Source organism: Frankia alni ACN14a, assembly GCF_000058485.1.
Classification (GTDB): Bacteria; Actinomycetota; Actinomycetes; order Frankiales; family Frankiaceae; genus Frankia; species Frankia alni.
Genome location: NC_008278.1, coordinates 513,189 through 537,875 on the forward strand (window position 1 = coordinate 513,189; position 24,687 = coordinate 537,875).

Sequence of the window (24,687 nt, forward strand, 5' to 3'; positions counted from 1 at the left end):
TCCGCAGGTCGTCCTGTCGGCGCCGGCGTCGACTTCGTCGTCCCCGCCCGCGCGGGGATCTTCCCCGTCGAAGCGGGCGATGTCGGCTACTGGGCCCGTCGTCCCCGCCCGCGCGGGGATCTTCCCTCCCCGACGGGACGCTGACGACGATTCCGTCCGTCGTCCCCGCCCGCGCGGGGATCTTCCCCCGGCTGACCCGATCTCACCCCGCGGGTCGACGTCGTCCCCGCCCGCGCGGGGATCTTCCCTCGTTCGGGTCAGCCACGGCGCCGCCACCTCTGTCGTCCCCGCCCGCGCGGGGATCTTCCCGGGACGCCGCCGCCGAACGGGCAAGGCAGTGGGTCGTCCCCGCCCGCGCGGGGATCTTCCGACCGTCAGTGTTGTAGCCGAGCGCTTCTGCTTGTCGTCCCCGCCCGCGCGGGGATCTTCCCTCGGCGGCGAGTTTCGACGCGGCGGACACACCGTCGTCCCCGCCCGCGCGGGGATCTTCCCCCGGACACGTCACGCCACATGTCCGAGAAGAAGTCGTCCCCGCCCGCGCGGGGATCTTCCCTCTCCACCGGCGGAGACCACGCCGGCGTACCGGTCGTCCCCGCCCGCGCGGGGATCTTCCGCACGGAGCCGCGCGGCACGGCCAGACCTCGTGGGTCGTCCCCGCCCGCGCGGGGATCTTCCGGCGCCGAGCAGCGCGGCCAGCAGCGCCGCCTGGTCGTCCCCGCCCGCGCGGGGATCTTCCGCTTCCCTGCGTCGCCTCGGAGGCCGCCGAGCGGTCGTCCCCGCCCGCGCGGGGATCTTCCCGCGCCGATCAGGGCGCCGGCGCCGGGGGTGGGGTCGTCCCCGCCCGCGCGGGGATCTTCCGGGGCGCAGGTCGAGCGCGACGTGGTGCGGGGGGTCGTCCCCGCCCGCGCGGGGATCTTCCTCCAGCGTCGAGGTACCGTGCCACGCTCCTTTCGTCGTCCCCGCCCGCGCGGGGATCTTCCGGCGCGGCCCGGTCTCCGCGCTTGGTTCGCCCTGTCGTCCCCGCCCGCGCGGGGATCTTCCCCAGCCCCACGGCGAGTTGTCACCGGCCTGCACGTCGTCCCCGCCCGCGCGGGGATCTTCCCGGCACCCTCGTCTGCGTGAACGGGTCAACCAGGTCGTCCCCGCCCGCGCGGGGATCTTCCCCCGTCCCGGCCGAGCGGGTACACCTTGCCGATGTCGTCCCCGCCCGCGCGGGGATCTTCCCCGGCCGACACTGTCATTCCAGCCGCGCGCCACGTCGTCCCCGCCCGCGCGGGGATCTTCCGTAGTCGCGGAGCACCAGGCCGTGGGTGGCGACGTCGTCCCCGCCCGCGCGGGGATCTTCCGTAGGCACTGTCCCGGTAGATCATAAACGGCGCGTCGTCCCCGCCCGCGCGGGGATCTTCCGGAGATGCACGCTCGCGCCGAGGTCACCATCCGGTCGTCCCCGCCCGCGCGGGGATCTTCCGGGCGAGTACGTGGGAGTGACCCTCGGCGACGAGTCGTCCCCGCCCGCGCGGGGATCTTCCTGATCGCTGCGCCCATTGTGGTGACTCTGGACCGTCGTCCCCGCCCGCGCGGGGATCTTCCCCGCACCATCAGCGACGCGATCGGCGCCGTCCTGTCGTCCCCGCCCGCGCGGGGATCTTCCCCGGCGTTGGGTGCGGCCCCGGACGCGGTGCCAGTCGTCCCCGCCCGCGCGGGGATCTTCCCCTCATGCCCATCGCCGCCGACCCGGCGATCCGGTCGTCCCCGCCCGCGCGGGGATCTTCCTCAAGCTGCCCGAAAAAAAACCCGGCGGCGGCAGTCGTCCCCGCCCGCGCGGGGATCTTCCTCGCGCGGCGGCGGCCCAGCCAACGATTTCCGGGTCGTCCCCGCCCGCGCGGGGATCTTCCTGCCTGAGTTGCGCACCGGCGGCGGCGTACGGGGTCGTCCCCGCCCGCGCGGGGATCTTCCGGCGCGGCCCGGTCTCCGCGGCTGGTTCGCCCTGTCGTCCCCGCCCGCGCGGGGATCTTCCCCGACCTTGGGCCGTCCTGACGGCCTCGAGCTGGTCGTCCCCGCCCGCGCGGGGATCTTCCCTGATTCGGTCTATCATTGATCATGGTGGTCCTGTCGTCCCCGCCCGCGCGGGGATCTTCCGCTGGCCGGCCCCGGTCGCGCCGGCGAGCACGGGTCGTCCCCGCCCGCGCGGGGATCTTCCCGCGGTCGGCGCGGTCGCCTCGATCGAGCCCGGGTCGTCCCCGCCCGCGCGGGGATCTTCCCACGGCCTCCGGATCAAGACCGGTTCGAGTTTCGTCGTCCCCGCCCGCGCGGGGATCTTCCTGACGAAGATGCGCCGATGTGCCGATCATGCAAGTCGTCCCCGCCCGCGCGGGGATCTTCCCCTGCTCGGATGCGTCTTGGAATGGTCGGTGGCGTCGTCCCCGCCCGCGCGGGGATCTTCCCTTGGTGTGGGCGGCCGGGCAGGTCGTCGGCTCGTCGTCCCCGCCCGCGCGGGGATCTTCCGGCGGCGGTCGAGGCGCTCACCCACGTCGCGGCGTCGTCCCCGCCCGCGCGGGGATCTTCCCTGGACAGCCTCCTCACCGACGGCGACGACGGTGTCGTCCCCGCCCGCGCGGGGATCTTCCCCAGGAGACCAGCCGATGAGCGCCATCGAAGTCGTCGTCCCCGCCCGCGCGGGGATCTTCCCGCTGGCTCGTTGGCCGCTACGGCCCGAACTGGGTCGTCCCCGCCCGCGCGGGGATCTTCCCCTCCAGCTCGGAAGGACCCCCTGTGCCCGGCTGTCGTCCCCGCCCGCGCGGGGATCTTCCCGCTGGCTCGTTGGCCGCTACGGCCCGAACTGGGTCGTCCCCGCCCGCGCGGGGATCTTCCCCTCCAGCTCGGAAGGACCCCCTGTGCCCGGCTGTCGTCCCCGCCCGCGCGGGGATCTTCCCGCTGGCTCGTTGGCCGCTACGGCCCGAACTGGGTCGTCCCCGCCCGCGCGGGGATCTTCCCCTCCAGCTCGGAAGGACCCCCTGTGCCCGGCTGTCGTCCCCGCCCGCGCGGGGATCTTCCGCCGCCTACCGGCTTCTACACCTGTCCGGGCTGGTCGTCCCCGCCCGCGCGGGGATCTTCCGATTTGAAACAGCGTGAATATTCGGGGCCGCGGGTCGTCCCCGCCCGCGCGGGGATCTTCCTTCGGGCCTGTGGCATGGGATCTGTTCGGGCACGTCGTCCCCGCCCGCGCGGGGATCTTCCTCCGCATCCCCGCCTCCGACATCCGCGACGGCGGTCGTCCCCGCCCGCGCGGGGATCTTCCCCCTCTGACGATCGGCGCCGGCAGCTACTTCTCGTCGTCCCCGCCCGCGCGGGGATCTTCCTTCGATCGCCTGGGAGATGAACGGCACCTACTTGTCGTCCCCGCCCGCGCGGGGATCTTCCGGCAGACGACATGAGCTGGGGAGATGAGCGCCGGTCGTCCCCGCCCGCGCGGGGATCTTCCCCGCGGCCTGTAGGCACAGGAACGCGCCGGTCAGTCGTCCCCGCCCGCGCGGGGATCTTCCGCCGCTTACACGGCGTACCTGCGGGAGATCCCGGTCGTCCCCGCCCGCGCGGGGATCTTCCCCTACAGGCCGCTGTCGGTGGCCTCGTCGACGTGTCGTCCCCGCCCGCGCGGGGATCTTCCCTCCAACTCCAGTAGAGAGGGGGTCGCGCTGTGGTCGTCCCCGCCCGCGCGGGGATCTTCCGTCACCGAGGTCGACCGTCTGCGCGCACTGGTGGTCGTCCCCGCCCGCGCGGGGATCTTCCTTCGCAGGTCCCGGTGTCCCAGCGGGATCGCGGGTCGTCCCCGCCCGCGCGGGGATCTTCCGCGGACATCAGCCAGCTCGAGCACCTCCGCCGGGTCGTCCCCGCCCGCGCGGGGATCTTCCGGGTCGACGTCGTAGCGCGCGTCCCCTCGCCAGGTCGTCCCCGCCCGCGCGGGGATCTTCCGCCGCTGTCCGCCGCCCGAATCGGCGAGCTGGCGTCGTCCCCGCCCGCGCGGGGATCTTCCCCGGGACCGCTGCGGCTCCGGGATGCTCCCGACGTCGTCCCCGCCCGCGCGGGGATCTTCCCCGCTGTGCGTGACCCAGGAGACCGACAGGGACGTCGTCCCCGCCCGCGCGGGGATCTTCTGGTCGGACGGACGGGCGGACACGTCCCGCAACGGTCGTCCCCGCCCGCGCGGGGATCTTCCGAAGAAGGCCGCGACCCCCGCCACACCGACGGCGTCGTCCCCGCCCGCGCGGGGATCTTCCTCTGCCGGCAAAGGGCGGCGGTCGGGCGCTGCGGTCGTCCCCGCCCGCGCGGGGATCTTCCCCCGCGGCATTTGATCGGCCAGGGCGGTGAACGGGTCGTCCCCGCCCGCGCGGGGATCTTCCCCCCGGGTAGCCCTCGGTGTCCGAGACGTCCATGTCGTCCCCGCCCGCGCGGGGATCTTCCTGGGTCCACGGCGTCGCCGCCGACCCGTTCCAGGTCGTCCCCGCCCGCGCGGGGATCTTCCCCCCGAGTTGTAGACGCGGACGCCGGCGGACTCGTCGTCCCCGCCCGCGCGGGGATCTTCCGCGCCGTCCCGGACTCGGCGTAGCGGGTGACGAGTCGCCCCCGCCCGCGCGGGGATCTTCCTGAGTTAGCGATCATGTCGTTTTCGCGCATAGCGTCGTCCCCGCCCGCGCGGGGATCTTCCGCCGAGCGTGAGGTGATGAAAGCCGACCTGCTCGTCGTCCCCGCCCGCGCGGGGATCTTCCCGCGAGGAGGGGGGCGTTGAGCCGGACCCATCGGTCGTCCCCGCCCGCGCGGGGATCTTCCGCACTCGGATCGGCACTCCCATCTGGCGCGGCGGTCGTCCCCGCCCGCGCGGGGATCTTCCCTCACCCGGTCAACCTCCACCCTCCGGCCGAGGTCGTCCCCGCCCGCGCGGGGATCTTCCTAGGAATTGACCTCACCGGGCCCGAGCGGGACGGTCGTCCCCGCCCGCGCGGGGATCTTCCTCCCCGCGGCGCCGACGCGTTCGCTCGCGCATGGTCGTCCCCGCCCGCGCGGGGATCTTCCTCGGTCGAGTCTCCTTAGCGGCGCTTCCTCTTGGTCGTCCCCGCCCGCGCGGGGATCTTCCGCTGTTCATCAAGAACGGCTGGGCCCCGACGGGGTCGTCCCCGTCCGCGCGGGGATCTTCCTCCGCCGGTACCCGACGCGCCGATGGCCATTGCGTCGTCCCCGCCCGCGCGGGGATCTTCCCCCCACCACCGGCACCTGGACCCCGACCGACAGGTCGTCCCCGCCCGCGCGGGGATCTTCCCGCGGGATCACCCGAGTTGGCGCTCGGGCCCCGGTCGTCCCCGCCCGCGCGGGGATCTTCCTCTCTATTTCGCCGAGAACCACACGCCGACGAAGTCGTCCCCGCCCGCGCGGGGATCTTCCGATGGTGGCGGTGGGCGGCGCGTCGTAGGTGACGTCGTCCCCGTCCGCGCAGGGATCTTCCGCCCCGCCAGGATGATCATGGGGTGCGGACGGTCGTCTCCGCCCGCGCGGGAATCTTCCTCTCCCGTTCGGCGGCCAGCACAGCTTGGGCGGGTCGTCCCCGCTCGCGCAGGGATCTTCCGGCGGGCTCGGTCGGCCGTGGTGGGTGAGCGGGGGATGGCCCGACCGTCGGTGCGGGCCTTGGTGCAGGCGAGCCGCGTCAGGGATGACCGCGGTTCTGGTGTGGGGTCGGTCGGCACCCAGAAGTGCGGGTTGGCCTCGGGTAGGCATGGCACCTGGTTGGTCGCGGGGTGCTGATGGTGGGCTGCGAAGCGCATGGTTGGATGGTGTGTTCGATGGTCCTGCTCGGGGGATGTGGTCCATGGATGACGCGTTGGCAGTGGTGTGGGGGAAGTCGAAGGCGCCGGAGTCGATGCACCTATTGCTCGGGCATCTGCTTGATACCGCGGCTGTTGCGGAGCTTGTCTGGGATAACTTTCTTTCGCCCGCCGTACAGCGTTTTCTTGATGACTGTAGCCGGGGTCGAGGGCGGTCGCTGTTCGCTCTTCTGTGTGGACTGCATGATGTGGGTAAGGCGACTCCGGCATTTCAGATGAAGGACGCGGCGCTGGCCGACCGGGTCCGGGCAGCCGGTTTGGACTGGGGGGATCTCACCGTCGATCAGGGTCGGCGATGGCATCACGCGCGAGCAGGTGCGGTCATCGTCAAACGTCGGCTGCGTGAAGCGGGATGGAGGCCGTCGGCATGTGCCTGGGCCTGGCCTTTGATCGCTGGTCATCACGGGCTGGTACCGGGTGCTGATCGGCTGAAGCCAAGTACTCCCAATGCGCAGGGACGAGGCGTGTGGGCGCAGGCTCAGACCGTGTTCGTCGACCGGGTTGCCGCCGAGCTCGGTATTGATGTCGTTTCGCTTGCCGAGGTGAGGACTCCTCGCCGTGGCAGCCAGCTTACCTTGTCGGGCCTGATCATTATGGCGGACTGGATCGCCAGCGATGAGAAGCATTTCCAGGGTCAGGCGGAACTCTCCGAGGTGTCGCTGGAGTGTTCGCGTGAGCGGGCCGGTAAGGCTTGGGATCGGCTCGGATTGCGAGGAGGGTGGCGCGTCGAGCGGCTGGCGTCCGGCGTCGACGGTGAGCCGGATCTGATCAGGCGCCGGTTTGGTCAGTCGGCGCGGGCGGTGCAGGGCAGTGCCGTGCGGCTGGCTGAGGAGATGCCGACCCCTGGCCTTATGATCATCGAGGCGCCGATGGGTGAGGGCAAGACCGAGGCGGCGTTCGGCGCAGCCGAAGTCCTGGCGCGCCGGTTCGGAGCCGATGGGGTGTTCGTGGGGATGCCGACCCAGGCGACCAGCGACCCGATGTTCGGCAGGGTGCGGACCTGGTCGCTTTCCATCGATCCGGAGGTTCCCCTCGGTCTGTTGCACGGGCGAGCGCGGTTCAACAAGGAATGGGCGGCGCTTCGATCGCAGGTCACCTTCACCGGGATCGATGACGAGCTCGACGAATATGGTCTGCCTGATGAGTTCGGCGTCGGCGCGGCGACCACGACGGGTCCACGCCATACGATCGATGGGGTGGCGGCGGCTGAATGGTTTCTCGGCCCGAAGCGGGGCCTGTTGGCGCCGGTGACGGTGGGCACCATAGACCAGCTTCTGCATGCGGCCACGCGGACCAAGCACGTGATGCTACGCCATGCCGGCCTGGCCGGGCGGGTGGTGATCCTCGACGAGGTGCATGCCTATGACGTGTACATGGCTCAGTTTCTCTTCGAGGCGCTGCGGTGGCTGGCGGACACCGGAGTTCCGGTGATTCTTCTGTCTGCCACGCTCCCACCTGCTCAGCGTGCTGAGCTTGTCCGGGCCTACCTCCAGGGGGCGCTACAGAAACGAGATATCGATGTCTCGGCGTTGCCAGCTCCCCGGGGATACCCCCGGGTGACCACCGCATGGGCGTACGAGGGCGCACCTGATTTCGGCAGGGCAACCGACCCGGCCTGGATGACTCTGCCGCCGATCGAGGTGGAGGTTCTCGCGGAGAACGCGGACTTCTCCGTCGACGCCGTCGCCGACCGGGTGATCCGCGAGGTGGGTGGTGGCGGGTGCGCGCTGGTCGTGTGTAACACGGTCGCCCGCGCCCAGGACGTCTATGCTGCGATACGCCCGGAGTTCGGCCAGGACGTCGTGCTGCTCCACGCTCGCCTCGTCGCAGGGGAACGCGCGGCCCGCACCGAAACTGTGGTGGACCTGCTTGGACCACCGGGCCGGGGCACGGCTCGCCCTGGCCGGCTCGTCGTGGTGGCGACCCAGGTAGCCGAACAATCGTTCGATGTCGACGTGGATCTCCTGGTCAGTGATCTGGCGCCGATCGACCTGCTGCTCCAGCGTGCCGGCCGACTCTTCCGGCACCGTCGCCCGGATCGAGGACGCGAGCCCAAGGTGATCGTCTGTGGGCTTCGTGTCGACGCTGAGGGCCTGCCGCGATGGCCGGGTGGAAGCCGCGCCGTCTATGGCGATCATCTGCTGTTGCGGTCGGCGGCTCTCGTCCTGGAGGCTGCGGCGGGAGCGGGCTGGTCCGTCCCGGCGCAGGTTCCCGAGCTGGTCACCGCGGGCTACGGTGACGAGCCACTCGGGCCGGACGCCTGGTCGCAGAGCGCCACCCGGTATAGGCAGGAATGGGCCGACCGCGAGGCGGACCGTACGGTCCGCGCCGCGGACTTCCTCCTGTCCGGTCCGGACAAGCTGGGCGTGAAGACCTTGGAGGGCCTGCACGAGCGGGCGACAGCCGTGCTTACCACGGAGGAGCGGGTCGCGGCCGTGGTCCGGGACGGCGACGAGTCCGTCGAAGTCGTCCTGGTCCGAGGCGATCCGGCCGGCGGCTACCGCTCGCTCGCCGGCCGCAGCCTCGGCAGGCACGGCGAGGCTGCCATCTCCGACGACACGCTATTGGAACAGGTGTTTGCAGACACGGTCCGTCTGCCTGCGAACAAGGCACTGACCGCCGTCGCGATCAAAGAGCTGGCCCCGCTACCCGGCTGGCAGGGCGACCCCTGGCTACGACGAGCCCGCGCCCTCGTTCTCGACGACGATCTGTCGACAACGCTGGGCGGCCACCGCCTGAGCTACAGCCACGAGACCGGCCTGTCACACGAGCGGCTCGGGCATCCATGGACCCATGGGCACAGGTAACTCTAGGTGCACATGCCTCGGGGTCACCCGAACTCGGGATCTCTTCGGGTGGGTGGAACCCCGCGATGGCGGGGACAACGGCAGCGCTACAGGTGCCCGCGGACGACCCCAGCGTGGCTGGGCTACCCCAAGCTACCAACTTCCGTGGCTCCTGCATCGGGTCCGGCTGCCAGCTGGCCGGTTCGGCGCGCCACGGGTGCCCGGTTGGGCAGCGCTGACAGGGGCCCGATTCAACAGTCATCTGGAGTGTGGGCTATCGTCCTGAACCGTGTGGATCAGCAGTCTCCTCCCGCGCGCCCGATCCGGTACTCAGCCTTACCGCGGAACTGGGCTCCGGAGGAGTTGGGTGCGCCCTGCTGGCCCGGGGATGATCGTGTGGGGACCGCCGGCCCTCGCAGCAGTCCCGACCGCACCTGCGTGGGCGGTCGTCCTGACCATGATGATCTGGGGGATCCTCGGTGCACTCCGAGCTGTGTTCCCACAGGACTCAAAGCATCGGCGCGATCTGCTGCGCGATTGGCTACGTCATCGTGAAAGATCGTCGCGTCGTCGCAATCGTCGGCGAGGTGGGCGCTCCGCGGGCCGTCGCGACAACTGATCCCGGTGAGGCGACGCGCCGGGTTCCAGAACTGTCGGTGGGGCTTGATAGACCTGTGTGCGCAGGTAGATCGATTTCTGATGGGGGAGGGCGGATGGGCCGGTTCGATCTGGTGGAGCAGCCGTGGATACCGGTGATGGCTGAGGGAGAGCGCGTCGAGGTCGGGATTCGCCGGGCGCTCGTCGAGGCGCACCTGTTCGATGGTTTCGCGGTGGACGATCCCCTTGAGGTTGTGGCCGTACTGCGTCAGGTGCTCCTGCCAGTGCTGATCGATGCCTGTGGAGCGCCGAGGGACCGGGAGGAGTGGTCGTCGTGGTGGGAAGACGGCGAGTTCTGCGATGAGCGGCTTAAGCAGCTTGGTAAGTACTTCAAGCACCACGCTGTAGATTGTTTCGACTTGTTCCATCCCGAGCGGCCGTTTGCGCAGGTGGCGGGGCTGCGGACCGCGAAGGGTGAGACGAAGCCGGTATCGCTGCTGATTCCTCGGCTCGCGGCTGGGAACAACGTGCCACTGTTCAGCGCCCGGGCGGAGAGCGATCCGCCTGCTCTGACCCCGGCGCGGGCGGCGCGGGCCCTGCTGTCGGTGCACTGCTGGGACACTGCGGCCATCAAGTCGGGTGCGGTCGACGACCCGGCGGTGAAAGCGGGTAAGACCACCGGGAACCCCACCGGGCCGGTCGGCCAGCTGGGCGTGATCGTTCCGTTCGGCGCTACCCTCTTTCACACGCTGTTGCTGAACCTGCCGATCCTGCCGCAGGGCGTGAACCCAGGTGATCGGCCGCAGTGGCGGGCGGAGGCGGCTGCTGGGCCTGGCTGGAGTTCCCGTGGCGCGCGCGGCCTGCTCGATCTGCTGACCTGGCAGGCGCGGCGGGTGCGGCTGGTTGCCGAGCTGGAGGATGCGGCTCCCGGTGGGGTGGTGGTGCGGCAGGTGGTGCTGGCCGCGGGTGATCGGCTGAGGGGGTCGGCGCATGAGGTGGAGCCGCACACGGCTTGGCGGCAGGTCGACAAGCCGAAGTCGGACGAACCTCCGCAGCGGCCGGTGCGCCACCAGCCGGGCCGGTCCGCCTGGCGGGGTCTGGAGGCGCTGCTGGCCACGTCGTCGCCGACGAGCGACCGCGTCTCCTCGTCGGCGCTGCTGACGCAACTCGCTGCGCTGCGGCTGGACGAGTACGTAGCCGAGGATCTGCCGCTGCGCGTGCTCACTGTCGGGGTTCGTTACGGCAACCAGTCCGCGGTCATCGAGGACGTGATGAGCGACGAGATCCCGCTGCCGGTCACGGCGTTGACGGAGAATACCGAGGTCCGTGACGTCGTGTTGACGGTGGCCCGGCAGGCGGAGGATCTGCGGATCGCGGCGAACCGGCTGGGCGACGATCTACGGGCCGCGGTGGGCGCGGACAAGCTGCCCTGGGACCGGGGCCAGCGGCTCGGGGATGTACTTGTCCACCTGCTCACCCCGACGGTCCGCCGGCTGCTGGCCGGGTTGGCGCTGCATCCCGGAGACGCCGACGGTGCCGAGCAGGCATGGCGGATCGTTGCCCGCAGGCTGGCCTGGGAGGTCGCCGATCCAGTCCTGTCCGCGGCCGAGCCCGCCACCTTCCTCGGCCGGGAACCCGAGCAGCGCTTCGGCCCTCGCCTGGCGAATGCCGAGGCATCGTTCCGCCGCTCCCTGAACAACATCCTCGGCCGGCCGGTGACCACTCAGGGCCGGCCGAACGGCGAAGCGGCGGCCTGACAGCCCTTTCACGGACGGGGAACATCTCCATGACCACGGAAACGGACACCACAACTACAGCGGCGCGATCCGCCGACACGAATCGGGAAAAGCGGCCCTTCTTTTGGGAGCGTGAACATCGGGCGGACCTGCCCGATGGCGCGGATCTGGCCGCGTTGCGGCGCGGTGTCGGCCGCGAGCCGGGCAGCGTTCCGCAGATGTGGCGGTACTACACCACCCTGCAGGCCGACGGCCATCTCACCACGCGGCTGCGTGCGGAGCATGCCGCCCTCACGTTGTTCGCCATCCATCAGCAGTCGCTGCCACGTTCCGCCCATGAGCTGGGAAGCGGTCTGGGGACGGCGGTGAAGGAGCTTCGTGCGAGCGGGAAGTTCAGCCCGGATGCTGTCGACCGCCGGTTCGGGACCGCCGCGACCGCAACCTCGTTGAGTGAGGCGAGCTATCACCTGCGCGGGCTTGTCCGTCAGCTTCGGCAGATCCAGCGGCCACTCGACTACACCGCCCTGTTCTGGGACCTCGTCACCTGGCAGAACCCGGCCCGCCTCGGCCAGGTCCGCCGGCGTTGGGCGGCTCAGTACTTCCTGAACCGCGACAGTGAGGGCGCGGCCTCCGCGTCCGCATCTCGACGGTGACCACCCGCGTTTCGGCCAGGTGGGTCCTGCCAGTCATCTCCCTGCCCCAGTAGAAAGAGACCTGTTGCAATGCGCTGCTATATTGACGTTCATATCCTCCAGACCGTCCCCCCGTCGAATATCAATCGGGATGACGCGGGCACGCCGAAACAGGCCGTCTACGGTGGGGTGAAGCGGGCCCGGGTGTCGTCGCAGGCGTGGAAGCGGGCCACCCGCACCGCCTTCGCCGACCAGATCGACCAGGCGCAACTGGGATCCCGCACGAAGAAGATTTCGGCGTTGCTGGCCGAGCGGCTCACCGCCCGCGGGAAGCTCGACCCCGAGGCCAGCACTCGGGTCGCGACGAGCCTGCTCGCGGACCTGGGAATCAAGCCGGGGAAGAAGGCGGCGGAAACCGCCTACCTGCTGTTCTTTGGTCGACCGCAGCTCGAGCGGCTCATCGACCGGATCGAGCCGGACCTGCCGCGTCTGATCGGCCTGGACGACACGGAACTCACCGCGGCCCTCAAGAACGTGTCCGTGAAGGAGGTGTTGGGCGCGGGTCATCCGATCGACGTCGCGCTGTTCGGGCGGATGGTGGCCGACTTGCCGGCGCTGAACGTCGACGCGGCCACTCAGGTCGCGCACGCTCTGTCGACCCATGCGGCGGAGGTCGAGTTCGACTACTACACCGCGGTGGATGACGAGAACCCGAAGGAGGACACCGGCGCGGGAATGATCGGAACGGTCGAGTTCCAGTCGGCGACCCTGTACCGGTTCGCGACCGTCGGTCTGCACCAGCTTGTCGAGAACCTCGGCGGGGACACGGAGGCTGCGGTCGAGGCGCTGCGAGTCTTCCTCACCGCGTTCACCACCTCGATGCCGACCGGGCACGAGAACTCCTTCGCGCACCGGACCACCCCGAACCTGCTGACCGTCGCCGTGCGCGGTGATCAGCCGGTGAATCTGGTCTCGGCGTTCGAGCAGCCCGTCCGCGCCCAGCAGAAGGGCGTGCTTGATGGATCGATCGACCAGTTCGCCAAGGAGCTGACCACCGCGGCAGATCTGTGGGGCCTGCGCCCCGAGCTGATCGCTTCCACGTACCGCACGCCGGGCGATGCCGAACGGGGCAAGGTCCTCACCTCGGCGCTGGGCCCGTCGGCGCCCCTGACCAAGGTCATTGAGACGGTTGCGGACGCGGCCCGGGCCCGGCTGGCGAGCGCGGCCCGATGACCGGCGCCGACTCTCGCTGCCTGGTGCTCCGGCTGGCGGGGCCGGTGCAGTCATGGGGCGGCGGCAGCATGTTCAACCGCCGGGAGACGCTGACCGAGCCGACCAAGAGCGGCCTGATCGGCCTGCTCGCTGCAGCCGAGGGCCGCCGCCGTGCCGATCCGATCGAGGACCTGCTCGCCCTCACCTTCGGGGTGCGCACTGACCAGCCCGGCACCCTGCTACGCGACTACCACACCGTGAGTGACTATCGGGGCCGTCCACTACCGTCTGCGGCGGTCACCGCCAAGGGGCTGCAGAAGCTCACATCCCCGGCGAAGTACACCCACGTCACGGAACGCTTCTACCTCCAGGACGCCGTGTTCGTGGTCGCGGTCGCCGCACCCGAGCCGGTGCTGACCACGCTTGTCGACGCGATCCGCGCCCCGGCGTTCCCCCTCGCGCTCGGCCGCCGTTCCTGCCCGCCCACCCAACCACTGCTGCTCACCCCAGACGACGAATCCGGCCGGCCGCTGTGGCCGGGAGACGTGGTGGACGTTCTGACCGCGGTGCCTTGGGCCGCGGGCGCCGCCCAGATCGACCGCCTCGCCGCGCTGCGCCGCCAGCCGCGCACCGTCGACCTGCCGGTCACCGTCGACGACCCGCACGGGGAGGACGTCCGGATGGATCTGCCCACCACCTTCGATCCCCGCACCCGCGCGTTCAGCAGCCGCCGCGTCCATCAGACCTGGGTGCACCTGCCGCCCCCGTACGATCTTGTTGACCTCGACGACGACGCCGGCGGCACCGGATCTTCCCATGATCCGTTCGCTTTGCTGGGATGGTGAGCCGCCGATGACCTACCTGTCCCGCGTCTGGCTCAACCCGCTGCGCACCGGCGCACAGTCCCTGCTGCGCAACCCCGAGCGGATGCACGCCGCTGTCCTCGGTGGCCTGACCCGCCAACCTGTCACGGAACGGGTGCTGTGGCGGCTGGAAACAGGCCGGCCGCATCGTGCGGAGGTCCTGATCCTCACCGAGTCGCGTCCGTCCTGGGAGCATCTGATCGAACAGGCCGGCTGGCCGAACGCCGAGGATCCCCAGGCCCTCGTCCGCGACTACCAGCCGTTGCTGGACCGCATCCAGGCTGGCCGCGAGTTCGCCTTCCGGCTTCGCGCCAACCCCGTCGCCGCGACCCGCCAGCCCACCAGCCCCTCCGTCGCCCAGAAGGAACGGCTCGCCGGGCCCCGCCCCCGCGGCGTCCGCGTCGCGCACCGCACCGCCGGCCAGCAACTCGCCTGGTTCACCGACCGCGTCGACCGCTGGGGCTTCACCCCTCTCACCACCGAAACGGGCCCCGCCGTCCAGCTCAACGCCCGCGAACGGCTCACCTTCCGCAAAAGACCCCCCGACGGCGGGAACGGCGGGAAGAACAAAGGCCACCAGGTCGTCCTCAGCACCGCGACCTTCGACGGTGCGCTGCGCGTCGTCGACCCCGACCTGGCCCGTCGCGCCCTCCTGAGCGGTGTCGGCGCGGCCAAGGCCTACGGCTGCGGCCTGCTCACCCTCGCCCCGCTCGCGCCTGTCACCACGCCGCCCTCGGAGGGTGGCTGACATGTGGTGGTCATCGGATCCCCTCGACCTCCACCGCATCGAGGACCGGGTCTCCAGCCTGTACGTCGAGAAATGCCACATCGACCGGGACGACAACGCCGTCGTTCTGATCAACCGTGAACGCACCGTACGCGTCCCCGCAGCCTTCGTCGCCACCCTGCTCATCGGCCCTGGTACCCGGGTCACCCACGCCGCCGTCCGCCTGCTCGCCGACTCCGGCACGGCCGTGTGCTGGGTCGGCGACCGCGGCGTGCGGATGTACGCGGGAGGCCTCGGCCCCAGCCGCGGCTCCGGACTGCTCATGCGGCAGGCCTACCTCGTCACCCGCACCCAGCACCGACTAGCCGTCGCTCGCCGCATGTACGGCATGCGCTTCCCCGACGACGACGTCAGCACCGCCACCATGCAGCAGCTCCGCGGCCGGGAGGGCGCCCGAATCAAGAAGGTCTACCGGGCTCACGCAGAACGGACCGGCGTCTCCTGGAACCGCCGGGTCTACACCCACGGCGACCCCTTCGCCGACGGCGACGACATCAACCGCCTGCTCTCCGCGGGGCACAGCTGCCTCTACGGCATCTGCCACGCAGCCATCATCGGCATCGGCGCCAGCCCGGCACTCGGTTTCGTTCACACCGGGTCCGCGATCTCCTTTGTTCTGGACATCGCGGACCTCTACAAGGCGGAATACACCATTCCGCTCGCCTTCGATCTGGCCGCGGCCGGAACCGTCGAGGAACGCGACATCCGCACCGCCTTCCGCGACAAGGTCGCCGACGGTCATCTCATGGGACGGATCGTCCGCGACCTCAAGGACCTGCTTCTCGACGGCGAACAGGCCGAGACCGGTGATCAGGACGCCCTGCACCTGTGGGACGAACTCGACGGCCAGGTCCCCGGAGGCGTCAACTGGGCCGCCGACTACGCCAACGGATGGGACGACGCCATCAGCCTCGGCATCGTCGGACCCGACGTCGACGGCCAGACCGACCCCTGATGACCGTCGTCGTGCTTATTGCGGCCTCCGAAGGGCTCCGCGGCCATCTCACCCGCTGGATGATCGAGATCGCCGCCGGGGTGTTCGTCGGCAACCCCAGCGCCCGCGTCCGAGACCGCGTGTGGACCCTCCTGGCCCAACGCATCGGCGAGGGCCAAGCCGTCATGATCGAACCGGCCGACAACGAACAGGGTTGGGCCGTCCGCACCGCCGGCCGCGACCGCGGCTACCCCATCGACTACGACGGACTAATCCTTTTCGCCCGCCCTCACCGATAAACCCCCAGATCAGCAAGGGTCGTCCCCGCCCGCGCGGGGATCGTCCCGTGCCTCCGTGAGGTAGACGTGGATGGTGAGCGTCGTCCCCGCCCGCGCGGGGATCGTCCACCATCCCACGCACCCTTGATCCAGCCGGTGGCGTCGTCCCCGCCCGCGCGGGGATCGTCCGCGCATCCCGGCGGCGCGCAGCCGGTCCAGGTAGTCGTCCCCGCCCGCGCGGGGATCGTCCCCACAGGTCGTCGACCCCGCGGTCCTGGAGCTCGTCGTCCCCGCCCGCGCGGGGATCGTCCGCTAACGACGTGCACGATCTCCGCCGCGGTGAGGTCGTCCCCGCCCGCGCGGGGATCGTCCGCCCATCGCCAGCTTGATTTCCGTGTCGGGGTGGTCGTCCCCGCCCGCGCGGGGATCGTCCCCTGGCCGCGGCGCTGGCCGAGCTGGGGGAGCGGTCGTCCCCGCCCGCGCGGGGATCGTCCCGTCTCGTAGGCGATCTTCACGTCGCCGTTGTGGTCGTCCCCGCCCGCGCGGGGATCGTCCCCCGCCGACCAGGCGCGACGCGTGAGGCGACCAGTCGTCCCCGCCCGCGCGGGGATCGTCCGCCCTCCAAACCGGCGCCATGCTCGTCTCGGCGGTCGTCCCCGCCCGCGCGGGGATCGTCCGACGGTCACTTCACCCGGCACCGGCGGCGGCCAGTCGTCCCCGCCCGCGCGGGGATCGTCCCTCGACCAACATGCCCATGGCGCGGCCCATCCGGTCGTCCCCGCCCGCGCGGGGATCGTCCGATTTTGAACGCCGAGACGAAGCTGACGGAGGCGTCGTCCCCGCCCGCGCGGGGATCGTCCTGAACGCGCGAGTCCGCGGTGGGGTGTTCGTTGGTCGTCCCCGCCCGCGCGGGGATCGTCCTCACGGCCGGAAGCGGGAGATCGCGGTAGAACCGTCGTCCCCGCCCGCGCGGGGATCGTCCTGCGACTGAGATATCGGAGGATGTTCAGTGACTGTCGTCCCCGCCCGCGCGGGGATCGTCCGTGCTGCTCAATACGACGGGGGCCGCCGAAATAGTCGTCCCCGCCCGCGCGGGGATCGTCCCTCCTTAGCCGATGTGATCGAAAATTTTGCCCGGTCGTCCCCGCCCGCGCGGGGATCGTCCCGACGTCCGACGACGAGCCCGCCCTGAGGGACTGTCGTCCCCGCCCGCGCGGGGATCGTCCGGCCCACGCGGGCAGGAGTCCGCTGGGGCGCCCGTCGTCCCCGCCCGCGCGGGGATCGTCCTCCGCCGGCTCACCCGGATTGTTCACACCACGCGTCGTCCCCGCCCGCGCGGGGATCGTCCGCCGCAGGTCAGGCCGAGGACGGATTTTCCGGCGTCGTCCCCGCCCGCGCGGGGATCGTCCCGCCAACTCGCCGGAGTGCGGGTGCACGCCGGGGTCGTCCCCGCCCGCGCGGGGATCGTCCCGTGTGTTCGATACGGTGGTGGGGTGCTGGTGGGTCGTCCCCGCCCGCGCGGGGATCGTCCCCTGCCGACCGGTCACGAACCCGTCGTCCCCGAGTCGTCCCCGCCCGCGCGGGGATCGTCCGGACTCTGGGGTGCGATCCAGGAGCTGTCGGCGACTCCTGAAAACTGGATCTGGATCTGTCCCTGATCTTGTGATCGAAGTGGACCCGGGCGCTGTCAGGTCGCGAGGAGCACTCGTTTGCGGAGCAGGTCGAAGTTCGCCCTGCCGTACATCTGCCGTTCGATCATTTTGATGCGGTTCACGGCTCCCTCGACCTGTCCGGAGCTGTGCGGCAGGGTCAGCCCGTTGAGGACCGCGTCGTGGTCACGCAGGAGGCCGCGGGTGAAGCGGTGCAGTTCGGGCAGGTCGTCGGCGTCGACGGCGGCGATCCAGTCGTTGAGCCGGTCGCCGTGACGACCGGTGAGCATCTGCGCGAACGCGGTGACATGACCGGCGGTTTTCTGGAGGTCCTGGCAGCGGGTGAGGATCGTCTTCAGCGCCAGGGTCTCCTGCTCATTGAGGTGCTCGGGGTGGGTGAGGATCCACCGGGTGACGGTGCGGACCTTCGGTGCCGGTCGTGCCGCGGGCGCGGCGTTGGCGCCGCTGGCACGCAGCGGGCGCAGGTAGGCCAGGACCACGGCCTTGCTCCCCGAATAGCCCTGGCCGCGGATCTCCCTGAACAGCTGGCTGCCGTTGGTGATCCCGGCGTTGACCCGCTCGGTGAGGTAGAGCTCCCAAGGCCGCAGGATCGAACCACGGCCGTCGCGGGTCTTGGCCAGGACGTCCTCGACGCTGGTCGCGCGGTAGTACTTGCGGACCGTTCCGCGGGCCAGGCCGAGTCGGGCGGCGATCGGTTTGATGCCCACGCCCGCGGCTTTCAGTTCCTGGATGGCCGTGTACCGCTCGCGGGCGTGCCGCACGAACGCCCGCTGCTCGAACTGCGCGTCCCGTGCCGCGGCCACCGCGCTGTCCAGGTCCGCCTGCGGTTCGTCCGCGATCTCACCTTCGGTGGCCGGTGGTTGTGCCAGGCAGGAACGGTGCCGGGCGACCGTCGTCTCGACGTATCCGGCGAGGTTGCTCCACAGGTGGAAGCGGTCCGCTACCTGCACCGCGTCCGGGGCGCCGGTGCGAGCGCCGTCGGCGTAGGCACCGGCGCGGTCCCGGCAGATCACCTGTGTGCCGGGATGCTCGCCCAGCCAGCCGGCGAACGTTCCGGCTTCCCGGTCGGGGAGCAGGTCCACCGGCCGGTGGCGGTCGAGATCGATCAGGACCGTTCCGTAGACCCGACCCCGGCGCAGCGCGAAGTCATCCACCCCGAGGACCGTCACCACCCCGATCTGCGGGTCGGACAGGGCCCGGACTCGGCGTAGCAGCGTGTTGCGACCAGCGGGAAGCCCCATCCTGTCGGCGAGGCGCGCTCCGGCTCTGCCCGCCAACGCCAACCCGATCGCCTCGATCATCCGGTCGGCGAGCGGGGTGAACCGGGCACGCGGACTCGTCAGACCCACGACCTGCTCCGTGAACGTCACCCGCCCACAGTCCGCTGTCAGGCAGCGGAACCGTCGAACCAGCAGATCGATCTCCACCTGAGCACCCGCGATCGCTGCATCGACCAGCCGGCGGCGATACCGCCCGTGGACCCGCTCCGAGACCACCCCACACCCAGGGCACCCACCAGCAGCTCCTCGAACACGAGCCCGCAACCGCAGCCGATCACCAGACCGGTCCACCCGATCGACAACGAGACCCGCCAGATGCGGAAGGAGAACCCCAAGGTCAGAGAGGCACCCGACACATGATCACAGAAGGTCGATCGTGGCCAGCGCGCTGCCCCGGGGTCAGTCCGATCACAAGATCAGGGACAGATCCCAGTCATGACTGAACTGGACAGGCAGAGTTGCCCGGACTGCAGACGAATCGTCTACGAACGGGGGCCGGCGCGCATGATCGAAGCGGCACAGGTACCCGATCAGGTCCCACCTGTCGAGGAGTTTTTCCGCGCGCTCGAGAAGAAGCCCGCCGGCCGTCTCCAACTCGCCGACATCGCGGTGCGCCTCGAGGAGTACGCAAGACGCGGCAGCCTCCCGGTCCCCCGAGAACTCAACGATCTTGCTGACGGTCTGCGCGAAATCAAGGTGGGCAAGTTCGCGACTCGTGAAGACTTTTTATGAGCGGGTGGAGGAACTACCGGACGGGCCCCGCGACTTGGCCGATGCTCGCATAAGACATGAGATACTGCGTTGCCTTCATGCTGCTTTGCGAGCCTCCGGAATTAACCAGGCGGACCTCGCTCGACGTCTCGGGGTCCGCCGGTCCGCCGTCAACCAGGTCTTCAAAGGCGACGGCAACGTGCGGATATCGACCGTAGCCCAGTATCTTCACGCTCTGGGCTTCGAGCTCGGCGTCCAGTTGTACGAAGACGGAGAGCATCGACGCGCCACAGTCGAGAACAGGGAATCTCGGCCAGCTGGCACCGGCGATACGGGCCCCGCGGATAACACCCACCGCCGCGGCCAGTCCCAGCCTCGCATCGACAATGTGGCCGCAGCCCTCACACCGGTCCCGCTGGCCGGCACGGGAAACTGGTCGATCCGGGAAGACATCAGACCCATAAGGGCGGCGTTCACGTCGGTATTAGGCCTCGAAAGCAGCCAGAGCGCCTTGGATCCCGGTCAACAGCGCGGGTGAACGCCGACACCATCGTGGACACCACCCCCCACCGAGCGCAAATTCTTCAGTCGGCAGAGCTCTACGACATCAGTACCCAGAGCTGCCACGCCACCCGGCACACCGAGGCACCACCAGCCTTGATCGACATTGAACTCAACACCAACGCCTCCTTGGAAGCCGCCGGCCTCGACGTCACCGTCACCTGCCAATGCGCCATCCGCGGTGACGACCAGTCCTCGGTAGCCGACATCGGGCTCACGATACTCGTACGATACGCATTCCCGGCCGACTTCAATCGGGCTGCTTTCAGCATCGACCAGGAAGGGGAGCTGCACGTCCTCCGCGCATCCTTCCCTTACCTGCGAGAAGGAATCCAATCCCTTGCCGCGCGCCTCGGAATCCCTGGTATAGCACTCGGACCCATAGCCGTGGATATTCCAAGCCAAAGCGGAGATATAGATTTGGATGTCGATGTCCCGGAAGAATAGTGAACTCCGCGGACGGCCTGCAGCGAGGTGACCGCCCGTTGACTTGGCCCGCCCGTCACCGCCAAGACAACTACGCCAGCGGCAGCGGCGAGCAACGCGGGGGCGAGAGGCTACGCCGGTCCTCCTCCACCGGTTCATCAAGGACGCGCTACCCGGCGCGGACCGATGTCTGGCGCCCGCTGGTCGGTTACAAACCGGCGTCAGCTGGCCGGGCCGGTCGGCCGCGCGGCGGCGGCGTGACGTTTTATGACCGTGGTGGCAGGCTGTTCATCTATGGGCACGGGGGACCCGGTAGCGGGCGACACGGCCGGTTCGCCGGCAGCGGTCGACTTTTTCGTCTCGTACACGGGGGTGGATCAGGGGTGGGCGGAGTGGGTGGCCTGGCAGTTGGAGGCCGCCGGCTACACGGTCCGGATCCAGGCGTGGGACTTCGGCGCCGGGGCGCATTTCGTCACCGAGATGCACCAGGCCGCCCAGACCGCGGCGCGGACGGTGGCGGTGCTCTCGGCGGCGTATGTGTCCTCGGCGTTCGCGGAAGCGGAGTGGCAGGCCGCCTGGGCCACGGACCCCTCCGGTCGGGATCGGAAGCTGCTGGTGTTCCGGGTGGAGGACTGTGACCGGCCGGGGCTGCTCGCTCAGACGGTCAGCGTCGACCTGTTCGGCGTCGACCGCACGGCCGCAGCCAGCCGGCTGGTCGCCGCGGTCCGCGGCGAGCGCGGGAAGCCGACAGCCGAGCCGCTGTTCCCTGGCGGACCTGTCCGGCCGGCCAGGTCGGCGTCGGGGGTGGAGCCGGTGTTCCCGGGGCGGCTACCCGCGGCGTGGAATGTGCCGGGTCGCAATCGGCTTTTTACCGGCCGGGCTGCGCAGCTCGAGCAGGTCCGTACCGGGCTGGGTGGCGGTCCGGTGGCGGTGAGCGCCCTGTACGGGATGGGTGGGGTCGGTAAGACCCAGCTGGCCGTCGAGTACGCCTGGCGGCATGCCGCGGACTACAGCCTGGTGTGGTGGGTCGACGCCGAACAGACCACCCTGCTCGCCGAGAAAATCGCCGCCCTCGCCCGGCCACTGGGCCTGCCGACAGGCGGGCCGGTCCCGGAGGTCGCCGCGGCGGTGCTGGCCGCGCTGGGACGGCGGGCGGGCTGGCTGCTGGTGTTCGACAACGCCGACAATCCCGCCGCCCTGCGCCGTTGGCTGCCCGCTGGACCCGGCCACATTCTGATCACGTCGCGTCATCCCGGCTGGGACCCGCTCGCCGCCACCGTCGACGTCGACCTGTTCCCCCGCGGCGAGTCGGTCGCCCTGCTGACCCGCCGCCTGCCCGACCTCAACCCGACCATCGCCGACCAGCTGGCAGAGGAGCTGGGGGATCTACCGCTGGCCCTGGCCCAGGCCGCCGCCTACCTCACCCACACCCGCCTCGACCCGGCCGTCTACCTGCACCGTTTCCGCGCCCGCCGCCAGACGTTCCTCGGTAAGGGCGATGACCTGCTGTATGCCGGGCGGGTCGACACCTGCTGGTCGATCTCCCTGGACCGGCTGCGCGACGAAACACCGGCCGCGGTGGCACTACTCGAACTGTGCGCCCTGCTCGCCCCCGAACCGATCCCCCTGACCCTGCTCACCGACCACGCCCACCTACTCGACCCACCCCTGGCCGCCGTCACCGCCGGCGCCGATCCCACCGTCGACCTCGACGACACCCTCGCCGCCGCCGGGGACTACTCCCTGGCCCGCCGCCTCGGTGACACCCTCGTCGTGCACCGCCTCGTCCAGACGGTCATCGCCGGACAGCTGACCGCCGACCGCCACCAGACCCTCACCGACACCACCGGCCGCCTCCTGGACGCCACCCTCGACCCCTTGAGCGCGGAGGATCCGGGGTCCTGGCCGGTGTGGGCGGCCCTCGGCCCGCACCTCCTCCACGCCCACGCCCGCCTCACCGGCCCCACCGACCCCCACCAGCTCCGCCACCACGCCGACGGATTCTGCTTCCACCTGTACGCCCACGGTGACTACCCCGCCGCCCACACCCTGGCCACCCGCCTGCACCAGGACACCCGCGACCAGTGCGGCCCCGACCACCCCGCCACCCTCACCACCGCCTACACCCTCGCCATCACCCTCGGCGCCCTCGGTGACCATGAGGGGGCGCGGGTGTTGGACGAGGACACTCTGGCCCGCCGGCGTCGGATTCTCGGCGACGACCACCCCAACACCCTGATCTCCGCGGGCAACCTCGCCATCCGGCTGGCCGATCTTGGCGATGTGCGGGGGGCGCGGGTGTTGGACGAGGACCCCCTGACCCGCCGGCGTCGGGTTCTCGGTGACGACCACCCCGACACCCTGACCTCCGCGGGCAACCTCGCCGCCACGCTGGCCGCGCTCGGGGACGTGCGGGGGGCGCGGGTGTTGGACGAGGACCCCCTGACCCGCCGCCGGCGGGTCCTCGGCGACGACCACCCCCACACCCTGACCTCCGCGCACAGCCTGGCGGTGCGGTTGGCGGATACGGGGGAGCTGCCCGCCGCCTGTGATCTTGGCCGTGTGGTGGTGGAGGGCCGGCGCCGGATGCTGGGGGTGGATCATCCGGACACGTTGGATTCGGCGCACAACCTGGCGGTGTATCTGGCCGACGCGGGTCGGGTGGGGCAGGCGCGGGTGCTGCTGGTGGACACGGCGGCCCGGCTCGGCCGGGTGCTGGGTGAGGGGCATCCCTCCACGCAGCTGACGGCCCGGGTACTGGCCGAGCTGCCCGCTGATCCTCCGGTTGAGGGCTGAGTCGCTGGTGGCCCTCGCGGGCTGTTCGCCTGTCGGCTGGCGTCCGAGTTCGGGGATGTGGGTGGACAGCGTGCTCGGGCCGGCTTCCCCGCCGCCGTGCGAGCGAGGACACCGAGTTCTGCGGTTCCCGCGGCAACGCCCGCGCCGGCCGCACCCTCTCGTCTCAGCACGCGACCGGCCCGCTGGCCTACGTCGTGCCCGAGCCCCGGGCCGCCGCCTACGAGCAGCGGTCAGCGGCGGGGGTCAGGCAGGTGGGGTGGGCTGGTAGATGGGGAGATGGTCGGCGGCCGCCTCGGTGAGCTGGTAGCTGCCGTCGTCGAGCAGGCTGATCCATGTCGGGGTGAGGGTGGTGAGGGTCTGCTCGTCCAGGTCGGGGAGCTGGCCGGTGCCGGTGGTGGGGTGGGCGTGGAGGATCAGGGTGAGGGCGGCGAGCCGGCTGGTGGCGTCGGCTTTTTCAAGGGTTTCGCGGCGAGGGTGCGGGTGATCCACCCGGAGACGCGGCTGCGCATCAGGGTGCCCATCGGCGGGTCGACCAGCCCGGCGAACCCGGCGGCTTGGAGGCGAAAGGCCTCGGCCGGGTCGGCGTCGACGATCCGCCCCAGGTCGTCGCCGACGATCCAGCCGCCGGTGGCCAACTCGCCGAGTACACCGTGGGGGTCGGGGTAGCGGCGTAGGTCCATGCTGGTCAGGTTTGCCTGCCCGTCGCGGACGGCCCGGACGGCGAGGGTCAACGCGAGCAGGCGGGCGTCGGGGCTGACGGGCAGGGCGGTGGCGAAGTCGACGAGCTGGCGGGCGGCGGCGGCCTGGGGGGCGGTGAGCCGTGGCCGGCCCGGGGCCTTCGCGGCCGGTTCGGGTGCGGTGGTGGTGGTCACGGGCACGCTCCCTGCGTTTCGACATCCCGTCCGTGGAGGTCCGGGACGGCCGGAGTCCAGCTAACCAGCCTGGCAGCGGCTGTCTCACGTCCGTTACTGCAGGGGGGATTGCCGGTGGATGGTCGGCCGCGGTGGGGTCGGGGGGATGTCCGGGCTGTGCTGGTCCATGCCCCCCGGGGTGGAAGATGATGCGCAGCGTGCCTGTGCTGGTGCGCATGGCGCCGGGCTCGGAGGGGCGTGGATGACGGGGATTGAGATCGCGGTCGGGGTGCTGGCCGCGTGGGCGCTGCGTAAGGCCCGCCGGGTCGGCGACCGGGTCGACGGTGGGATCGACACTGAAACCGACCGGCTGGTCGATGCCGGCATGGACCGGGTTCATGATCTGGTCAGTGGGGTGTTGGGGGAGAACGATCCGGTCCTGGCCCGTGTCGAGGAGGAAACCCAGGACACGGGAGAGGTGTCGGTGCGGACCCGGCAGCGTCTGGCGCTGGCGTTGGAAGACGCCACCGACCATGATCCTGCTTTCGCCGCGGCGCTCGCCCAGGCCGTCGAGCAGGTACGCGCCGCCACCACCAGTGGTGGTGGGCACAGCCTGGTCGGGAATCTGTTCACCGGGCCGACTGCGATCCAGCAGGGTGATCACAACCGGCAGACCAACACCTTCACCGGCTGACCC

At 70.7% G+C, this 24,687-nt stretch carries 16 protein-coding genes and 2 CRISPR repeat arrays (1 of these 18 cut by a window edge); of the genes, 13 read left to right on the top strand and 3 right to left on the bottom strand.

Annotation, left to right across the window (positions count from 1 at the left end; translation table 11 throughout):
* Nucleotides 1-5,614: direct repeats of the CRISPR family, unit length 28 nt; unit sequence GTCGTCCCCGCCCGCGCGGGGATCTTCC (it extends 86 nt beyond the left edge of the window).
* A 240-nt stretch (nt 5,615-5,854) separates the two neighbouring features.
* The 8 genes from cas3 to cas2e all read left to right on the top strand — a co-directional run bounded on the left by cas3 (nt 5,855) and on the right by cas2e (nt 15,716).
* Complete coding sequence (cas3, locus tag FRAAL_RS01990; protein WP_231861458.1) at nt 5,855-8,677, top strand: CRISPR-associated helicase Cas3'; 2,823 nt, start codon at nt 5,855-5,857, stop codon at nt 8,675-8,677.
* Between the two features lie 458 nt (nt 8,678-9,135).
* Entirely contained in the window at nt 9,136-11,010 is a 1,875-nt protein-coding gene (casA, locus tag FRAAL_RS01995; RefSeq protein WP_231861459.1) for a type I-E CRISPR-associated protein Cse1/CasA, read from the top strand.
* A gap of 29 nt (nt 11,011-11,039) precedes the next feature.
* On the top strand, nt 11,040-11,642 hold the full coding sequence (gene casB / locus FRAAL_RS02000; RefSeq protein WP_041938696.1) for a type I-E CRISPR-associated protein Cse2/CasB: 603 nt from the start codon (nt 11,040-11,042) through the stop codon (nt 11,640-11,642).
* Between the two features lie 69 nt (nt 11,643-11,711).
* Complete coding sequence (cas7e, locus tag FRAAL_RS02005) at nt 11,712-12,854, top strand: type I-E CRISPR-associated protein Cas7/Cse4/CasC (protein WP_011601711.1); 1,143 nt, start codon at nt 11,712-11,714, stop codon at nt 12,852-12,854.
* The gene (cas5e, locus tag FRAAL_RS02010) at nt 12,851-13,678 is read left to right on the top strand and encodes a type I-E CRISPR-associated protein Cas5/CasD (protein WP_011601712.1); all 828 of its coding nucleotides are present in this window, start codon (nt 12,851-12,853) and stop codon (nt 13,676-13,678) included. Before cas7e ends, cas5e begins: the two co-directional genes overlap by 4 nt.
* A 7-nt stretch (nt 13,679-13,685) precedes the next feature.
* Nucleotides 13,686-14,444 (top strand): type I-E CRISPR-associated protein Cas6/Cse3/CasE, encoded by a 759-nt coding sequence (cas6e, locus tag FRAAL_RS02015; RefSeq protein ID WP_041938697.1) that lies wholly within the window; start codon nt 13,686-13,688, stop codon nt 14,442-14,444.
* Between the two features lies 1 nt (nt 14,445).
* Nucleotides 14,446-15,438 (top strand): type I-E CRISPR-associated endonuclease Cas1e, encoded by a 993-nt coding sequence (cas1e, locus tag FRAAL_RS02020; protein ID WP_011601714.1) that lies wholly within the window; start codon nt 14,446-14,448, stop codon nt 15,436-15,438.
* Nucleotides 15,438-15,716: a type I-E CRISPR-associated endoribonuclease Cas2e gene (cas2e, locus tag FRAAL_RS02025; protein ID WP_041938699.1), complete on the top strand. Its 279-nt coding sequence runs from the start codon at nt 15,438-15,440 to the stop codon at nt 15,714-15,716. The genes cas1e and cas2e overlap by 1 nt, the downstream gene beginning before the upstream one ends.
* An 18-nt stretch (nt 15,717-15,734) precedes the next feature.
* Nucleotides 15,735-17,287: direct repeats of the CRISPR family, unit length 28 nt; unit sequence GTCGTCCCCGCCCGCGCGGGGATCGTCC.
* A 95-nt stretch (nt 17,288-17,382) separates the two neighbouring features.
* On the opposite strand, the gene FRAAL_RS02030 is transcribed toward cas2e, so the two are convergent.
* Nucleotides 17,383-18,936, bottom strand: coding sequence for an ISL3 family transposase (locus FRAAL_RS02030; protein ID WP_231861460.1), 1,554 nt, complete (start codon nt 18,934-18,936; stop codon nt 17,383-17,385).
* A 144-nt stretch (nt 18,937-19,080) separates the two neighbouring features.
* Between FRAAL_RS02030 and FRAAL_RS32675 the strand changes: the two genes are divergently transcribed.
* The 4 genes from FRAAL_RS32675 (at nt 19,081) to fxsT (ending at nt 23,139) form a co-directional block, all read left to right on the top strand.
* Nucleotides 19,081-19,377, top strand: a complete 297-nt coding sequence (locus FRAAL_RS32675) for a hypothetical protein (protein WP_011601719.1) — start codon at nt 19,081-19,083, stop codon at nt 19,375-19,377.
* A gap of 4 nt (nt 19,378-19,381) precedes the next feature.
* Nucleotides 19,382-19,894 carry a helix-turn-helix domain-containing protein gene (locus FRAAL_RS35960; protein ID WP_157891958.1) on the top strand — a complete coding sequence of 171 codons (513 nt, stop codon included), beginning with the start codon at nt 19,382-19,384 and terminating at the stop codon, nt 19,892-19,894.
* Nucleotides 19,891-20,364, top strand: coding sequence for a hypothetical protein (locus tag FRAAL_RS02045; protein WP_011601721.1), 474 nt, complete (start codon nt 19,891-19,893; stop codon nt 20,362-20,364). Before FRAAL_RS35960 ends, FRAAL_RS02045 begins: the two co-directional genes overlap by 4 nt.
* A gap of 273 nt (nt 20,365-20,637) precedes the next feature.
* Nucleotides 20,638-23,139 carry an FxSxx-COOH system tetratricopeptide repeat protein gene (fxsT, locus tag FRAAL_RS02050; RefSeq protein ID WP_157891959.1) on the top strand — a complete coding sequence of 834 codons (2,502 nt, stop codon included), beginning with the start codon at nt 20,638-20,640 and terminating at the stop codon, nt 23,137-23,139.
* A 243-nt stretch (nt 23,140-23,382) separates the two neighbouring features.
* Here the strand turns inward: fxsT and FRAAL_RS30150 are convergent, their stop codons facing one another.
* On the bottom strand, nt 23,383-23,628 hold the full coding sequence (locus FRAAL_RS30150; RefSeq protein ID WP_011601724.1) for a hypothetical protein: 246 nt from the start codon (nt 23,626-23,628) through the stop codon (nt 23,383-23,385).
* The gene (locus FRAAL_RS02055) at nt 23,553-24,011 is read right to left on the bottom strand and encodes a hypothetical protein (protein WP_157891960.1); all 459 of its coding nucleotides are present in this window, start codon (nt 24,009-24,011) and stop codon (nt 23,553-23,555) included. Before FRAAL_RS02055 ends, FRAAL_RS30150 begins: the two co-directional genes overlap by 76 nt.
* A gap of 241 nt (nt 24,012-24,252) precedes the next feature.
* On the opposite strand from FRAAL_RS02055, the gene FRAAL_RS02060 reads away from it, so the two are divergent.
* Nucleotides 24,253-24,684, top strand: coding sequence for a chromosome partitioning protein (locus FRAAL_RS02060; RefSeq protein WP_231861461.1), 432 nt, complete (start codon nt 24,253-24,255; stop codon nt 24,682-24,684).
* Nucleotides 24,685-24,687 lie beyond the last annotated feature (3 nt).

Bases quoted from the DNA above. Each gene is read 5' to 3' on its own strand.
- cas3 (WP_231861458.1), top strand. From the start codon at position 5,855: ATGGATGACGCGTTGGCAGTGGTGTGGGGGAAGTCGAAGGCGCCGGAG.
- casB (WP_041938696.1), top strand. From the start codon at position 11,040: ATGACCACGGAAACGGACACCACAACTACAGCGGCGCGATCCGCCGAC.
- cas7e (WP_011601711.1), top strand. From the start codon at position 11,712: ATGCGCTGCTATATTGACGTTCATATCCTCCAGACCGTCCCCCCGTCG.
- cas5e (WP_011601712.1), top strand. From the start codon at position 12,851: ATGACCGGCGCCGACTCTCGCTGCCTGGTGCTCCGGCTGGCGGGGCCG.
- cas6e (WP_041938697.1), top strand. From the start codon at position 13,686: ATGACCTACCTGTCCCGCGTCTGGCTCAACCCGCTGCGCACCGGCGCA.
- cas1e (WP_011601714.1), top strand. From the start codon at position 14,446: ATGTGGTGGTCATCGGATCCCCTCGACCTCCACCGCATCGAGGACCGG.
- cas2e (WP_041938699.1), top strand. From the start codon at position 15,438: ATGACCGTCGTCGTGCTTATTGCGGCCTCCGAAGGGCTCCGCGGCCAT.
- FRAAL_RS32675 (WP_011601719.1), top strand. From the start codon at position 19,081: ATGACTGAACTGGACAGGCAGAGTTGCCCGGACTGCAGACGAATCGTC.
- fxsT (WP_157891959.1), top strand. From the start codon at position 20,638: ATGGGCACGGGGGACCCGGTAGCGGGCGACACGGCCGGTTCGCCGGCA.
- FRAAL_RS02060 (WP_231861461.1), top strand. From the start codon at position 24,253: ATGACGGGGATTGAGATCGCGGTCGGGGTGCTGGCCGCGTGGGCGCTG.